We start from the raw sequence: 14,927 nt of genomic DNA, 5'->3' as shown, positions 1-14,927 counted from the left end.
TGGCGGTCTAGCTGAGGGCCACGTTCAGCGCGACGGCGACGGCGAGCCAGACGATGACGGTGCCGAGACCGATACCGACCATGGAGAGCGCCTTGACGGCGGTTGTCATCCGGGTGCGGGCAACTGTCAGGTTCGCCCAGACGCCCAACGCCCCGACCAGCGCGCCCAGGAGACCGCCGACGGTCAACAGCAGGATCGGCAGCATGGCCAGGATGCGCAGGAAGATCGGCGTGGAGGGCCCGGTCCGGTGCTTGACGCCGTTGACCTCCACTGTCGGGTAAGGGTCGGCGAGAACGTTGCGGACCGTGGCTTGGACGACACCACCGTCCACCGCCGGCAACGCGTAGCGTTTGCCAGTCCTGGGGGCCGGCACTCCGCCGACGGTGACGGCAGGGTGGCCGAAGAGTGCCTTGGTGGCGATGACGATCGGGCCAGCTACGCCGGCGACGTGGAGCGGTTCGGTGTTCACCGGCGTGATCTTAGGAACCCCGGTACGCCCCGTCCATCCCGTTGACCGAGCGGGGTTGCCGCCCGTCGCCCTCGGGGTCAGGTGGCGTGTCGCAGCAGCTCGCGGATGAACGTCGCGACCTCGTCCGGGGCGAGGTCCATGGCGTTCTCACCGACGCTGACCTCGAACGAGCACCGGTCCGGATCCGGCGCGGACCGGACCCGGCCGAACAATTCCACCCCGTCGGCGGCGAGGAGGGCGTCGGCGGCCCGCATCGCGGCGTCCGGGCCGACGGGAAGGTGGACGTGGAACAGGGGCGTCTGTGGTGGGTCCGGGAAGGCGCGGGCGACCCCGTCGGCGTTGATGGCCGCCGCGATCGCCACCGCGTGTTCCCGGTGTGCCGGCATCCGGGGCAGCAGGGTGTCCAGGCCGTGCAGTGCGGTGAGTGCCAGCGGCCACGCGTCGTACACGTCGCCGCCGAGCCGCCGGCGCCACACCCGGGCCTCGGCCACCAGTGCGGTGTCTCCGGCGAGCGCGGCACCGCCGACGCCCTGAAGTCCCTTGTAGAACGAGACGTACGCGCTGTCGAACAGCGCGGCGATCTCGGCGAACTGCCGCGCGTAGTACGTCTGGGCCTCCCACAGGCGAGCGCCGTCGAGGTGGATGGCCGCGCCGCGCTCCCGCATCGCTTCGGTCTGTGCGACGAGGTCGTCCCACTCCGGCAGCAGCCCTCCGATGTCCCGTTGCGGCAGCTCCCAGATCGCCGCCGCGAGCGGTTCGGCGACGGCGGCGAGATCGGCCACTGTCATCAACCGGTGACGGTCGCCGGCAGGTTGGAAGCGCAGCCCGTGCACGACGGCGTACCCCTGCTGCTCCCAGACCTCCAGGTGACACTGCGGATGGGCGGCGAAGGCCCGCCGACCCCGGCGGTCGGCGTGGATGCGCACCGCCACCTGCTGCGCCATCGTCCCGGTGGGGAAGAACAGGGCCTCCTCCGTGCCGAGCAGGGATGCCACGCGCCGTTCGAGGACGGCCACCGGCCCGTCCGGTCCGTTCGGTGGCGTGGCCGGGTCGACCTGGGCCAGCATCGACCGCAGCAGGTCGTCCGGCCGGCGGCGCAGCTCCGAGTGCAGAAACAGGGAACGCCGCACAGTCATTGCGGCAGTATCCACCCTCAGCCGGTTCGTCGCTCGCGGCTCGGGTCGGTGTCGGCCTGCCAGGCGGCGACGAGATCCTCGCGCGCCCGGGCGACCCGGGAACGGATCGTGCCGACGGGGCACTGGCAGACGTCCGCCGCCTCGGCGTAGGACAGGCCGAGCACCTGGGTGGCGACGAACGCCTCACGGCGCTCCCGGGTCAGTCCGGCGATCAACTGGTGCAGTGTCACGCCCTCGTCGGCACCGGCGGTGATCGCACCGGCGGCCTCGGCCGCGGCCTGCCAGTCCGGCACCGCCGCCATCCTCGGCCGGGCCACCGCCGTTCGCACGTGATCCACTGCGACGCGCCGGGCGATGGTGAACACCCAGGTACGGGCCGACGAGCGGCCGGCGAAGCCGGGCAGGTTACGGATCGCCCGCAGGAACGTCTCCTGGGTCAGGTCGTCGGCCTCCCCGGGCCCGGCCAGGTGCGACAGGAAGCGCCAGACCTGGTCCTGTAGTGCCCGGATGAACGCCGCCGCGGCCTGCCGGTCACCCTGGCCCGCCTCCCGAGCCCACCGGGTCACCTGGTCGTCGTCAGCGACGCCGTTCCGCACAGACCACCGTCCTGAGTGCCACGGGCGCTCCTTCATGCCGAGATGCCGTCGTCGGAACGCCGCCGGTCAGCCGCGCACTCTGGTGGTCGCCGGCCGGTCCGGAAAAGTTCCCGGGGTTCCCACGTTCGACTGATCGCGCGGATGTCCGAGGTGACGGGAACCGAACGCCGCTCAGCTCGGGACGGGCTGGTCCGCGCTCTCGCGTTCTCTCGGAACCACGGGGTCGGGCATGCTCCACGAGCGCCACAGCTGGCTGTACCCGCCCCCGGCCCTGAGCAGCTCGGCGTGCGTGCCGTGCTCGGCGACGCGCCCCTGGTCGAGGACGACGATGCGGTCCGCGGTGGCCGCCTGGCTGAGTCGGTGGGCGACGATCAACGTGGTACGCCCCTCGGTGGCCGCCACGGCGGCGTGGTCGAGGTCGCGCGCGCCCGCGCTGCCCGCCTCGGCGGTGGCCTCGTCGAGGACCGCGACGGCCGGATCGGCGAGGATGAGGCGGGCCAGCGCGAGCTGCTGGGCCTGGGCCGAGGTGAGCTGCCGCCCACCCTCCCCCACCGCGGTGGTGATGCCCTCCGGCAGGGTCCGCACCCACTCGGTGGCGCCGACGAGGTCGAGGGCGGTGGCGATCTCGGCGTCGGTGGCGTCCGGGTCGGCGAGACGCAGGTCGTCGGCGAGCGGCCCGGCGAAGACGTGCACCTCCTGGCTGATCAGGGCGATCTCCCGACGGAGGCGGTGCTCGCCGAGCTGGGCCAGCGGCACGCCGCGCAGGGTCACCGCGCCGTCGGTGGGCGCGATGATGCCGGCGATGATGCCGGCGAGGGTGCTCTTGCCCGCGCCGCTCGCGCCGACCAGGGCGACGCGCTCCCCGGGGGCGAGACGCAGGGCGATGTCCCGCAGCACCACCGGCCCGTCGTCGTAGCGGTGCTGCCCGACGGTCACCTCCAGTGCCGCCGGTGCGCCCCGATCGTGGCGGGCGGGCTCGGTGCCGGCGGGGGCCGCGGTGTCCGGCAGGGTGGTGACCCCGACGAGTCGGGCCAGGCTGGCCCCGGCCTGCAACACCGAGTCCGACTCGAACAGCAGCAGGCCGATGGGGTTGAACAGGCGGTGGAAGTAGAGCGCGGCAGTGGTGGCGGCGCCGACGGTGGCCAGGTCGCCGCGTACCAGCAGGAAGCCGGCGAGCAGCACGGCCGCGAGCCCCACGAACTCCGAGCGGTTGACGCGCAGCCCGAAGCGGGTGTAGAGGCCGAAGATCTCCAGCGACAGGTCGCGGGCGACGCCGGAGCGCTCCGCGATCCGCGCGACGTGGGCGTCCTCCATCCGGTAGGCGCGCACTGTGGCGGCGCCCCGCAGCGCCTCGGCCGTCGCCTGCGCGCGCTCGCCCGTCGCCACCCGCTCGCGGGCGTAGTACGGCACCGACCGCTTGAGGTACCAGCGCAGCGCCACCGCGTACGCCGGGGCCGCGGCCAACCCGGCGATGCCGAGCCGCCAGTCGAGGGCGAAGAGCCCCGCCGCGGTCAGCACGACGGACAGCAGCGCGCCGAGGAAGGCCGGGCCGCTGGTGGCGATCACATTCGTCACCACCGCAACGTCGTCGCCGGCACGGGCCACCAGGTCCCCGGTCCCGGCCCGCTCCAGGGTGGCCGACGGCAGGTGCAGGGCGCGGTCGAGGACCCGCTCCCGGAGTCGGGCCAGCACGGTCTCGCCGAGGCGCGCGGCGACCGCCGCTCCCGCCGCGGTGAGGAGTCCCGCGAGCACGGCGGCGCCAGCGATCACGCCGGCCCAGGCCACCACCCGAGGTGTGTCGGTTCCGGCGATGACGTCGTCGACGAGGCGGCCGAGCACCCAGGGGGCGACCAGCCCGGTCGCGGCGGCGACGACCAGCAACGTGCCGGCGACGGCGCTGAGCCCCGGCAGGAGGGCCAGCTCGGTACGGAGGGCGGCCCAGGTCTGCCGGCCGGTGGCCGTCGGCAACAGGTGCCGGGTGATCGGCTCGGACGTCATCGCAGGGTTTCCTCCCGGTAGCGGGCGTCGCTGGCGAGCAACCGCTCGTGCGGACCCTCGGCGACGACCCGTCCCCGGTCGATCACCGCGACCCGGTCGGTGATCCGCAGCAGTGCCGGGCTGGTGGTGATCAGCAGCGTGCCGCGGGCGCCCGCCCCGCGCGCCTCGGCCAGTCTCGTGGCGAGCAGGCCCTCGGTCACCGCGTCGACCGCCGTGGTGGGGTTGTGCAGCACCAGCACCGGCGGGTCGGCGACGAGCGCCCTCGCCAGCCCGATCCGCTGCCGCTGCCCACCGGAGAGGTTCGCCCCGCGTTCGGTGAGCAGACGGTCGAACCCGTGCGGGTGCGCGGCGAGCACGTCCTCGGCGGCGGCAGCCCGCACGGCGGCACGCAGCACCTCGTCGTCGACGGAGGCGCCGGCGCTGAGGTTGGCGCGCAGCGTCCCCTCGAACAGCGCCACGTCATGCTGCTCGACCAGGACCACGGCGCGGGCGGCGTCGATGTGCAGCTCGTCGGCGGGCACGCCGTCGACGCGGACCGTCCCCCGGTGGTCCGCGCGGGGCACCCGGCCGGCCAGCAGCGCGACCAGCGCCTCGGCCTCGCTCGGGTCGTAGGCGAGCACGCCCAGGATCTCACCGGCGCGGACGCGCACGCTGACATCGTCGAGGCCCGCGTACGAGACCCCGTCGAGGGCGAGCCGGGACGGGCTCGGGGCGGGCGGGCCGGCGTCACCGGGCTGGACGACCGGCTCGGCGCCGAGGACCCGGGCGACCCGCCCCGCGGAGGCTCGGGCCATGGCGAACAACTGGACGCAGTACCCGAGCGTCTGCACCGGCTCGGCGATGAACTGGGCCAGCCCGACCACGGCGACGAGCTCGCCGATGGTGAGCCGGCCCTGAAGCGCCAGCCAACCGGCGAATCCGGCGACCGTGGCGAGGAAGAGGCCGTTGACAGTTGTGGTGAGCCCGAGGTGCAGACCCTTGGTGGTGGCGGCGCGCAGGGTGACGTCGAGCGCGTTGCGGCTGGATCCCGCGTACCGGCGGGCGGCGTGGTCCTGTGCGCCGATGCCGCGCAGCACGCGCAGGCCGGAGACGAGGTCGACGGCGAGGGCGGTCGTGGCGGCGAGCGCCTCCTGCTGCGACGTGCTGCGCCGGGTGAGCAGCGGCGACATCCGCTGGAGGGCGATGACCAGCACTGGTACGCCGATGAGCACCCCGAGGCCGAGGGGAACGTCGACGACGAGCAGCGCCACGGCCGCGACCACGATGGCGGTGAGCGCCGCGGCGGTGAGTCCCGCGACTCGCACGACGAGCGCGGACAGCTCGGCGTCGGAGGCCGTCACGGACAGCAGTTCGCCGTCGCGCATGCCCGACCGGCGTCCACGCGGGTCGAGGACGCTGCGGACGATCTCGACCCGGGTGGCGTGCGCCTCGTGTTCGACGGCGGCGAACGCCAGTCGCGCACCGGCCCGGTAGGCGAAGGCGAGCACCGTGAACAGGACGGCCAGACCGGCCAGCGAGAGCAGCAGGGCGCGAACGTCACCGGTGGCCACCGCACGGTCGATGACCACGCCGATGGCCACCGGGACGAGGGCTTCGGTGGCCTGGTGGGTGCAGAGCAGCGCGGTGCCGGCGGCCACGCGGGCGCGCTGTCGACGCAGCGCGCGACGGAGCACCACGCCACCGGTGGTCTCGGCGACTGTCATGCTCGGATCGATGAGGGCACGGCGACGGACTCCACTTACGATTAGGGCAGGCTAACCTAACACGCCCCCGCAGTGGGGTTGGACGCGCGGTCCCGGTGCTCCCCCACCGGCACCGAAGCGGGCAGACCGAGACCCTTGACGGCCGCCGCGACCAGGGCCTCCGGGGGCAGCGCGACATCGAGTACGAGCACCGACTCGTCCGGCTCGGCCGGTTCCAGCGTGGCGAGCTGCGACTCCAGCAGACTGGCCGGCATGTAGTGCCCCTCACGCCGGGCCAGTCGGGCTCGGATGACCTCCGCCGGGCCGTCCAGGTGCACGAAGTCCACAGGGAGCGGGCCCTGGCGGAGCACGTCCCGGTACGACCGCTTCAACGCCGAGCAGGCCAGCACCGTCGAGCGGCCCTCCGCGCCGCGATCGGCGATCCACCCGGCGATGTCCCGCAGCCAGGGCCACCGGGTGGTGTCGTCCAGCGGTACGCCGGAGCGCATCCGCGCCACGTTCTGCGGGGAGTGGAACTCGTCCGCCTCGGCGAACGTCAGCCCCGTCGCCGCGCCGATCCCGCGCGCCACTGTGGTCTTGCCGGCCCCGGAGACGCCCATCACCACGACGTGCCGGGTGGGCCGGGCGCCGCGCCGCTCACCAGTCATGGACCGTGCCGTCCTTGAGCCGGTTGAACGGCAGGTACGCCGGCTCGTACGGGAACCGGGCCGCCGCCTCCTCGTCGAGTTCCACCCCGAGCCCCGGTTGGTCGCCCGGGTGCAGGTAGCCGTCGGTGAAGGTGAACGACTGCCGGAACACCTCGTTGGCCAGCGGGGTGTGCTTCATGTACTCCTGGATCCCGAAGTTGTGGATGGCCAGGTCCAGGTGCAGGGCCGCGGCCATGCCCACCGGGGAGATGTCGGTGGGGCCGTGGATGCCGGACTTGATCTGGTACTGGGCGGCGAAGTCGAGCAGCTTGCGCATGGCGGTGATGCCGCCGGTGTGGGTGACGGCGGACCGGACGTAGTCGATCAGCTGCTCCCGGATCAGGGTCTGGTAGTCCCAGACCGTGTTGAAGACCTCACCGATGGCCAGCGGGGTGGTGGTGTGCTGGCGGACCAGCCGCAGCGCCTCCTGGTTCTCGGCCGGGGTGCAGTCCTCCAGCCAGAACAGGTCGTACGGTTCGAGGGCCTTGCCGAGCTTGGCGGCCTGGATCGGGGTCATCCGGTGGTGACCGTCGTGCAGCAGCGGCAACTCCGGGCCGAACTCGCCGCGCACCGCCTCGAAGACCGACGGCAGGTGGCGCAGGTACGCGCGGGTGTCCCAGTCCTCCTCGGCGGGCAGCGGGGTGCGCTGCGCGGGCTCGTAGTCGTAGCGCTGGCCGGTGGAGCTGGGCTGCGCGGCGACGCCGTAGACCGCGTTGATCCCGGGCACCGAGGTCTGCACCCGGATCGACTTGAAGCCCTCGTCGAGGTGGCGACGGATCGAGTCGAACAGCTCGGGGATGTCCCGCCCCGACGCGTGCCCGTACGCCATGATGCCGGTGCGCGACGCGCCGCCCAGCAGTTGGTACAGCGGCATGCCGGCGGCCTTGGCCAAGATGTCCCACAGTGCGACGTCCACGGCGGCGATGGCGGCCATGGTGACCGGGCCGCGCCGCCAGTACGCCGACCGGTACAGGAACTGCCAGGTGTCCTCGATCCGGTGCGGGTCCCGTCCCATCAGCAGTGGGGCGACGTGGTCGCGCAGGTACGAGGCGACGGAGAGCTCACGGCCGTTGAGCGTGGCGTCGCCCAGACCGGTGATGCCCTCATCAGTGGTGATCTTGAGGGTGACGAAGTTCCGGTCGGGGCTGGTCACGATGATGTCTGCTGCGACGATCTTCACGGGGTGCCTTTCGTTCGTGCCGGTCGGGGTCTCACCACTCCGCGTAGGAGCCGTCGGGGTGCCGCCAGGTCGGGCTGCGCCAGGCGTGCCCGCGCTTGTCAGCGGTCCGCACGGCGTGTTCGTCGATCTCGATGCCGAGACCGGGCCCGGTCAACCGCTGCACGTACCCGTCGACGAAGGTCAGCGGGGTCTGGTCGAGGCAGTAGTCGAGCACCTCGGCACCCTGGTTGTAGTGGATGCCGATGCTCTGCTCCTGGATCAGGAAGTTGGGTGTGGCGAAGCCGACCTGGAGGCAGGCGGCGAGGGCGATCGGCCCGAGCGGGCAGTGCGGGGCGAGTTGCACGTCGTACACCTCGGCCAACGTGGCGATCTTGCGAACCTCGGTGATGCCGCCGGCGTGCGCGAGGTCCGGCTGGGCCACGGCGATGCCGGCCTGCAACACGGGCAGGAACTCCTGCCGGCTGTAGAGCCGCTCCCCCGTCGAGATCGGGGTGGTGGTGCAGCGGACCACCTCACCGATCAGGTGCGAGTTCTCCGGCACCACCGGCTCTTCCAGGAAGAACGGCCGGTACGGCTCCAACAGCGGGGCGACCCGCCGGACGTTCGCGAGGGTGAACCGGCCGTGGAAGTCGACAGCGACGTCGCGGTCGTCGCCGAGGACCTCGCGGGCGACGGCCACCCGCTGCACCACCGCGTCGAGGTCGGCGACCGAGGCGAGCGCGCCCATCCGCCCGGACGCGTTCATCTTCACAGCGGTCAGGCCCGCCTCGATCCGGGCGCTGATCTGATCGCGGATCTCGGCGGGCTCGTCACCGCCGATCCAGCCGTAGACCCGGATCCGGTCCCGGACCGGCCCGCCGAGGAGTTGGTGCACGGGGGCGCCGTAGTGCTTGCCGGCGATGTCCCAGAGCGCCTGGTCCAGACCGGACACCGCGCTGGCCAGGATCGGGCCACCCCGGTAGAAGGACCCCTTGGTCAGCATCTGCCAGTGGTCCTCGATGCGCAGCGCGTCCCGACCCGTGAGCAGCTCGCTGAGCTGGTGGACGGCAGTGCGCACGGTCTCGGACCGGCCCTCGCAGGTCGCCTCGCCCCAGCCGACGATGCCGGACTCCGTCTCGATCCGGACGAACAGCCAGCGGGGCGCGACCAGGAAGGTCTCCACAGTTGCGATCGTCGTCATGCCCGGTCAGCCCTTCGTGGCACCGGCGGTGAGGCCGGAGACGACGTACTTCTGCACGAACAGCGCGATCAGCATGATCGGCAGGGTGACCACCGTCGCCGCTGCCATCAGGCCGCCCCAGTCGATGCTGGCGTAGCCGACGAAGTCGAAGATGGCGACGGGGAGCGTCTTGGTGTCGGAGCCGGAGAGCACCAGGGCGAACATGAAGTTGTTCCAGGAGAAGATGAAGGAGAGGATGCCGGCGGTCGCGACGCCGGCCACCGACAGCGGCAGGGTGATCCGACGGAACGCGCCGATGTGGGTCAGCCCGTCGACCAGCGCGGCCTCTTCCAACTCGGCCGGCAGGCCGTCGAAGTAGCCCATCATGATGTAGACGATCAGCGGCAGCGACACGAACATGTGACTCAGGATCAGCACTGTGAAGCCGCCGACCATCTTCAGGTTCGAGAAGACGTAGTACCAGGGCACCAGGAGCGAGACGCCGGGGATCACCCGGGCCATGAGCACGACGAGCGCTGACTTCTTCATGCTGAACCGGCTCATCGAGTACGCGGCGGGCACCCCGAGCAGGAGCGAGAGCGTGGTGGCCGCGAACGCCACCCAGAGGCTGTTGCCGATGAACTCGAGATAGTTCGCCTGCTGGAGAACTGTCTCGTAGTTCTTCAGGCTGGGCGAGAAGACGAACGCCTTGGCGGTGTCGTAGATGTCCACGTTGGTCTTGAACGACGCGGCGATCATCCAGAGCAGCGGCGCCATCAGCGCGAACACCACGACGACCAGAGCCGAGTTGCGGAACACCCGGTACGGCTTGCTCGGCTTCATCGGCCCAGCCCCTTCTTGCGATAGGTGAGGGCCCACATCACCCCGATGATGATCAGGAAGAAGATGATGAGGACTGTCGACGAGACGCCGTAGTCGTTGTAGTCGAAGCTGAGGCCGTACGCGTACACGTTGAGGGTCTCGACCTCGTGGAAGGACCCGCCGCCGCGCCCCTTGGTGGCGTAGAGGATGTCGAACGTCTTGAGCGCGTCGATGCCCCGCAGCAGGATGGCGACGATCACAGTGGGCATCAGCAGCGGGAGGGTCACGTGCCGGAACCGCTGCCAGCTGCTGGCGCCGTCGATCCGGGCCGCCTCCTGGGGCTCGTCGGAGAGCGAGGTGAGCCCGGCGAGCAGGATCAGCACGACCATCGGGGTCCACTGCCAGATGTCGATGAACATCGTCGTCGGCAGGGCCGAGTGCTGCCCGGCCAGCCAGGGCTGGGGGCCGATGCCGATCCAGCCGAGCAGCTGGTTCGCCATCCCGATGTTGGGGTCGAAGATCAGGCGCCACATCATGCCGACCGCCACCGGAGTGGCCACCAGCGGCAGGAGGATCGCGACGCGGACCCACTTCTCACCGCGGAAGGGCCGCCACAGGAGCAGGGCGATCGCCATGCCGAGCACGACCTCGAAGAACAGCACGACGCCGGTGAAGAGGACCGTACGCCAGACCGCCGGCCAGAACCGGTCGGTGTCGGTGAGCACGTCGAGGTAGTTCTGGAAGCCGATGAACTCGGACTCGGCGCGTACCGAACCCTCGGCGTCGGTCAGGCTCAGGTACCCGGTCCACGCCACCGGAAAGATGATCAGCACGGCGACGAACGCCATGGCGGGTGCCGCGAAGAGCCACTTGCGGTGTTCGTTGGCCCAACGCGACCAGGCCGACGTCGTGTCCACTGGCGCCGCGGGGGCCTCGGGCGAATCGGTACGGGGGGTGAGAACGGCTGACATTGAGATCTCCGGGTTGGAGGGGTCAGGTCCCGGCGAGGCGGCGGAGCCGGTCGGCCCCGCCGCCCAACGCGTGGGTTACTTCGCCTCGTCGTCGAGGAACTTCTGGAACGCCGCGTTCGCCGTGTCCGCCGAGCTGGCGGCGTCCTTGCCGGTGATCGTGTCCACGATCGGCTGGCCGACGATCTCCCGCGCCTGGGCCACCTTCACCACCAGCGGACGGTCGTGCCCGACGCCGTTGGCGGTGCTGACCGTGTTGGCCTCGGCGAGGTCCTTCGGGTAGGAGGCGGTACCCGCCGGGTTCGCCCAGACCGAGGCACGGGCACCGGGTACGCCGGCCGTCTGCTGCGCCAGCGCCTGCTCCTTGCCGGCGGCCCACTGGATGAACTTCCAGGCGTTGTCCTTGTTCTCCGAGCTGTCGTTCACGCCGAGCGCCCAGGACGGGATGTTGTACGGCTTCGACCCGGCCGGGCCGGCCGGGAAGGCGGCGAAGCCGACGGAGTCGACGACCTTGGACTTGGTCGGGTCGGTGGCGTTCTTGTAGAGCGAGTTGGCCTCGGTGTAGAAGGCGGCCTTGCCCTGCGTGAAGATCGCCATCGCCTCGGACCAGCTCATGTCGGTGCTGATGTTCTCCGGGCCGTGGTCTTTGAGCAGCCCGCCGTAGTAGGCGTACGCCTGCTTGGCCTGCTCGGTGTTGACAGTGGCCTTTCCGCTGGCGTCCACGAAGTCGCCGCCGAAGCTGAAGAGGAAGCTGGAGAACTGGGTGACGGCGGCGGCCTTGCCGGTACGGGCGACGAAGCCGGCGACGCCCGGGTTGTCGGCCTCGATCTTCGCGGCCTGCGCCTTGAGCTCGTCGAGGGTCTTGGGCGGCGCCGTGAAACCGGACTTCGTCAGCAGGTCCTTGCGGTAGTAGAGGACCTCCTGCTCGGTGATGATCGGCAGCCCGACGACCTTGTCCTCATAGGTCGTCGCCTGCACCGGCCCGGCCTGGAAGTCACCGAACTCGAAGGCGCTGTCGGACTTGACCTTCTCGCTCAGGTCGGCGAGGTACTTGTTCTTGCCGAACAGCTTCCCCTCCTGCAGGGGCCGGTACATCATCACGTCGAGGTCGTCGGACCCGGCGTTCAGCTTGACGTTGTACTGGTCGGAGAGCTGGTCCTCGCCGAGCTGGGTGACCTCCACCTTGAGGCCGGACTGCTTCTCGAACTCCGGCAGGACCTTCTTGATGTTCTCGGTCCACACGTGGTTGACCAGTGTCACGCGAACGGTCTTCGAGCCCTCGCCGCCGCCGTCGCCGCCGCAGGCGGTCAGGCTCATGGCGGCGACCACAGCCAGAGAAGTGCCGATTATCGATCGACGTCGCACGCTTGTCTCTCCTTCTGTCGTGGCCGCCGCCCCCGAGAGAGCCGCTACCTCGGTGTTACATCCGCTTAACATCGGGATGCTAGGCCGAAAAAGCTGATTACCTCAAGAGGTAGATGCAAATGATATGATCTTTGGGTGGAACCGTCCTCACCAGAGGTTGCAGCCGCACCGGCCCTCCCCGCCGAGTCCGGGCTGCACGCGCGCGTCCTCGAACACCTCGGCACCGCCATCTGCGGCGGAGAGGTGGCACCCGGATCGGTCCTCAACATCGACGAGCTGGTCGACAGGTACGCCGTGTCCCGCTCGGTCGTCCGCGAGGTGCTGCGGGTGCTGGCCTCGATCGGATTCATCGAGGCGCGCCGGCGGGTAGGTGTGATGATCCGGCCGGCGAGCGCCTGGAACGTCTTCGATCCGCAGGTGATCCGCTGGCGTCTCGCCTCGGCCGGTCGGATGGCCCAGCTCCGCTCGATCACCGAGCTGCGCACCGCCGTCGAGCCGCACGCGGCCTTCCTGGCCGCCAGCCGGATCGGCCGTGACGAGGCGAGCGACCTCGTCGGGCTGGCGGCGAAGATGTGGGCGGCCGGCGAGGCCGGCGACGAGGAGCGCTTCCTGCACCTCGACATCGAGTTTCACCGGCGCGTCCTGCTCGCCTCCGGAAACGAGATGTTCGTCCGGCTCCAGGAACTGGTCGCTGAGGTGCTCACCGGCCGGCACAAGCACCACCTCATGCCGCACCACCCACATGAGCAGGCCCTCCAGATGCACGCCGACGTCGCCCAGGCGATCCAGCGGCGCGACGGTGAGCGTGCCCGGCAGGCCATGGTGCAGCTGATGGAGCAGGCCTTCGACGAGATGAAGTCGCTGTGGGAGCAGACCGCCCCACCCGACCGGAGCGCTTAGACGACAGGAGGGCCGGCCCGTCGGGCCGGCCCTCCTGTCGTCATCTGTCAGTCGGTCCTGGTGCGCAGGCTCCGTGCCAGGACGGGGATCATCACCGCCGCGGCGACGAGGTGCAGCCCGAGGAGGGCGGTGATGGTGGCCGCGTTCGCCCCGGAGATGAGGGGCGGGACCAGCGAGAGCGCGGTCAGCGCCACTGTCGTCCACACGAACCGGTCGGCGGGCCGGGCACTCCACCGGAGCAGGGCCACGGCGATGACGACGCCCACGACCGAGAAGACGCCGGTCACCACGGCGATCCCGGGCACCGGAATCGTCTCGCCACCATCGGGGATCTCGAAGTCGACGCCGGCGCCCCGGGCCAGCGCGGCGGCGAGGGTGGTGGTCACCATCGCCGCGAGGGTGGCGATCAGGCCGGTGCCGGCGAGCCCACGCAATCGGCGGGTGCGGCTGGGTTGGCCCGATGCCGGGCCGGCGACGATCTCGGTGTCCTTCGTGCTGTTCATGTCGTCTCCGTCATCTGGGAGCTGGCGTACAGGATGTGCCGACTGGCGTGTGACGGCGCCGGGCGTGAAGACGCGCACCCTCGCCGTGCGACGGCCCGGGTTGCGCAGCGCGCGGACGCCGGTGCCGCTCAGCCAGAACCCGGCGTCGGGTCCGAGGACCGGCCCGGGCTCGCCGTCGCGCAGCTCCAGCTGCACCCGCCCACTGGTGACGACGCCGAACGCGTCGTGCCACTCCGCCGCGACCACAGCGGCACGCGCGCCACCGGGCAGCGTGAGCGTCCGCACCGGGACTACTCCGTGCCGTCCGCCGGTAGGCGCTCCGGCAGCCCGAGCCGCGGGAACTGGTCGTCGTGGAAGGTGATGATCTCGGTGATCGCGCCGCCGGTGATCCGCAGGACGTCGATCGTCAGCGGCAGGTACGCGCCCTCCTGCTTGCGCCAGTGGTAGAAGGCGACGGCGGGCTGCCGGTTGACCGAGGTGGGGACCCCGCGTAGGCCGGTCATGCCATCGAAGCCATCCTCGACCCAGTTGTTCACCACCGCGTCGCGGCCGACGTACAGGCCCGGCGTGGGCGGCATCGAGCAGCGGACGTCGTCGCGCAGCATCCCGGCGAGCGCGTCGACGTTCGTGTCCACGCTGGCGTCGGTGAAGCGGCGCACCAGCTCACGCGTCCCCGCGTCCTCCTCGCCGCCGGTCCAGTCCTGCCGCTCGGCGGGCAGGTGTTCCCGCATGCCGGCGCGCGCCCGCTGGAGGGCACTGTTGACCGAGTTGACCGAGTCTCCGAGCAGCTCCGCGACGTCCTTCGCCGGCCAGCCGAGCACGTCCCGCAGGATCAGCACTGCCCGCGGACGCGGCGCGAGGTGCTGGACCGCGACCAGGTACGCCAGCTCGATCGTCTCCCGCGCGACGGCGACGGTCTCCGGCTCGTCCGCGTCGCCCGCGGGCAGCTCGTCGAGCAGCCGGTCCGGGTAGGGCTGCAACCACAGCACCTCGCCGCTGGTGGCCGGCTCCGGACGGCGCTTGGCGAGCAGGTCCAGGCAGGCGTTGGTGGCGATCCGGTACAGCCAGGCCCGGAACGTCGAGCGCCCCTCGAACGTCTCCCGCCGCCGCCAGGCACGCAGGAACGTCTCCTGCACGGTGTCCTCGGCGTCCTCGAACGACCCGAGCATCCGGTAGCAGTGCACGTGCAGTTCCCGCCGGTGCCGCTGCGCCAGCCCCGAGAACGCCGGCTCGTCGACCTCGCCCAGACCGCTCACGCCCAGCTCCTCCAGCCGCGTGTCCGCACTCATCGCGTCATCCTTCCGCCTCGTCATGTCCTGTCCTAGGTATGACGGGCGCGGACGCGACAACTCATCACTCGGGCCTGATCGAGGTGGTGAGCGGTGCTGGGATCACCAACCCGCACGGTCGTCGTCATGGGGCGGACCTCCCGACCAGCGTGA

General features: G+C 71.2%; 14 protein-coding genes. 1 reads left to right on the top strand and 13 read right to left on the bottom strand.

Annotation, left to right across the window (positions count from 1 at the left end):
• Window positions 1–7 precede the first annotated feature (7 nt).
• The 11 genes from NIE79_RS01470 to NIE79_RS01420 all read right to left on the bottom strand — a co-directional run bounded on the left by NIE79_RS01470 (window position 8) and on the right by NIE79_RS01420 (window position 12,034).
• Window positions 8–469 (bottom strand): hypothetical protein, encoded by a 462-nt coding sequence (locus tag NIE79_RS01470; RefSeq protein ID WP_238676784.1) that lies wholly within the window; start codon window positions 467–469, stop codon window positions 8–10.
• 77 nt (window positions 470–546) lie between these two features.
• Window positions 547–1,605 carry a threonine aldolase family protein gene (locus NIE79_RS01465; RefSeq protein ID WP_238676783.1) on the bottom strand — a complete coding sequence of 353 codons (1,059 nt, stop codon included), beginning with the start codon at window positions 1,603–1,605 and terminating at the stop codon, window positions 547–549.
• A gap of 17 nt (window positions 1,606–1,622) precedes the next feature.
• Window positions 1,623–2,201, bottom strand: coding sequence for a sigma-70 family RNA polymerase sigma factor (locus NIE79_RS01460; RefSeq protein ID WP_238676782.1), 579 nt, complete (start codon window positions 2,199–2,201; stop codon window positions 1,623–1,625).
• Between the two features lie 171 nt (window positions 2,202–2,372).
• The gene (locus NIE79_RS01455) at window positions 2,373–4,199 is read right to left on the bottom strand and encodes an ABC transporter ATP-binding protein (protein ID WP_238676781.1); all 1,827 of its coding nucleotides are present in this window, start codon (window positions 4,197–4,199) and stop codon (window positions 2,373–2,375) included.
• Window positions 4,196–5,902: an ABC transporter transmembrane domain-containing protein gene (locus NIE79_RS01450; RefSeq protein WP_238676780.1), complete on the bottom strand. Its 1,707-nt coding sequence runs from the start codon at window positions 5,900–5,902 to the stop codon at window positions 4,196–4,198. The genes NIE79_RS01455 and NIE79_RS01450 overlap by 4 nt, the downstream gene beginning before the upstream one ends.
• 56 nt (window positions 5,903–5,958) lie before the next feature.
• On the bottom strand, window positions 5,959–6,549 hold the full coding sequence (locus tag NIE79_RS01445; RefSeq protein ID WP_238676779.1) for a gluconokinase: 591 nt from the start codon (window positions 6,547–6,549) through the stop codon (window positions 5,959–5,961).
• The gene (gene manD, locus NIE79_RS01440) at window positions 6,539–7,768 is read right to left on the bottom strand and encodes a D-mannonate dehydratase ManD (protein WP_238676778.1); all 1,230 of its coding nucleotides are present in this window, start codon (window positions 7,766–7,768) and stop codon (window positions 6,539–6,541) included. Before manD ends, NIE79_RS01445 begins: the two co-directional genes overlap by 11 nt.
• A gap of 31 nt (window positions 7,769–7,799) precedes the next feature.
• Window positions 7,800–8,948, bottom strand: coding sequence for a galactonate dehydratase (gene dgoD, locus NIE79_RS01435; RefSeq protein WP_238676777.1), 1,149 nt, complete (start codon window positions 8,946–8,948; stop codon window positions 7,800–7,802).
• A gap of 6 nt (window positions 8,949–8,954) precedes the next feature.
• A complete protein-coding gene (locus tag NIE79_RS01430) occupies window positions 8,955–9,770 on the bottom strand; it encodes a carbohydrate ABC transporter permease (RefSeq protein WP_238676776.1) in 816 nt (271 codons plus the stop codon).
• The gene (locus tag NIE79_RS01425) at window positions 9,767–10,720 is read right to left on the bottom strand and encodes a carbohydrate ABC transporter permease (protein WP_238676775.1); all 954 of its coding nucleotides are present in this window, start codon (window positions 10,718–10,720) and stop codon (window positions 9,767–9,769) included. The genes NIE79_RS01430 and NIE79_RS01425 overlap by 4 nt, the downstream gene beginning before the upstream one ends.
• A 75-nt stretch (window positions 10,721–10,795) precedes the next feature.
• Window positions 10,796–12,034 carry an ABC transporter substrate-binding protein gene (locus tag NIE79_RS01420; RefSeq protein WP_238676774.1) on the bottom strand — a complete coding sequence of 413 codons (1,239 nt, stop codon included), beginning with the start codon at window positions 12,032–12,034 and terminating at the stop codon, window positions 10,796–10,798.
• A gap of 183 nt (window positions 12,035–12,217) precedes the next feature.
• Here NIE79_RS01420 and NIE79_RS01415 point away from each other — a divergent pair, with 183 nt between their 5' ends.
• Window positions 12,218–12,982: a FadR/GntR family transcriptional regulator gene (locus tag NIE79_RS01415; protein ID WP_238676773.1), complete on the top strand. Its 765-nt coding sequence runs from the start codon at window positions 12,218–12,220 to the stop codon at window positions 12,980–12,982.
• 47 nt (window positions 12,983–13,029) lie between these two features.
• Here NIE79_RS01415 and NIE79_RS01410 read toward each other — a convergent pair whose 3' ends face one another.
• Together NIE79_RS01410 and NIE79_RS01405 are read right to left on the bottom strand one after the other, a co-directional pair.
• Window positions 13,030–13,770 carry a DUF6069 family protein gene (locus tag NIE79_RS01410; protein WP_238676772.1) on the bottom strand — a complete coding sequence of 247 codons (741 nt, stop codon included), beginning with the start codon at window positions 13,768–13,770 and terminating at the stop codon, window positions 13,030–13,032.
• 5 nt (window positions 13,771–13,775) lie between these two features.
• Window positions 13,776–14,774 carry an RNA polymerase subunit sigma-70 gene (locus NIE79_RS01405; protein ID WP_238676771.1) on the bottom strand — a complete coding sequence of 333 codons (999 nt, stop codon included), beginning with the start codon at window positions 14,772–14,774 and terminating at the stop codon, window positions 13,776–13,778.
• Window positions 14,775–14,927 lie beyond the last annotated feature (153 nt).

Origin of the sequence: Micromonospora trifolii (genome assembly GCF_022229005.1) — a bacterium.
In the GTDB taxonomy this organism is placed as follows: domain Bacteria; phylum Actinomycetota; class Actinomycetes; order Mycobacteriales; family Micromonosporaceae; genus Micromonospora; species Micromonospora trifolii.
This window is presented reverse-complemented; position numbering and strand designations above follow the sequence as displayed.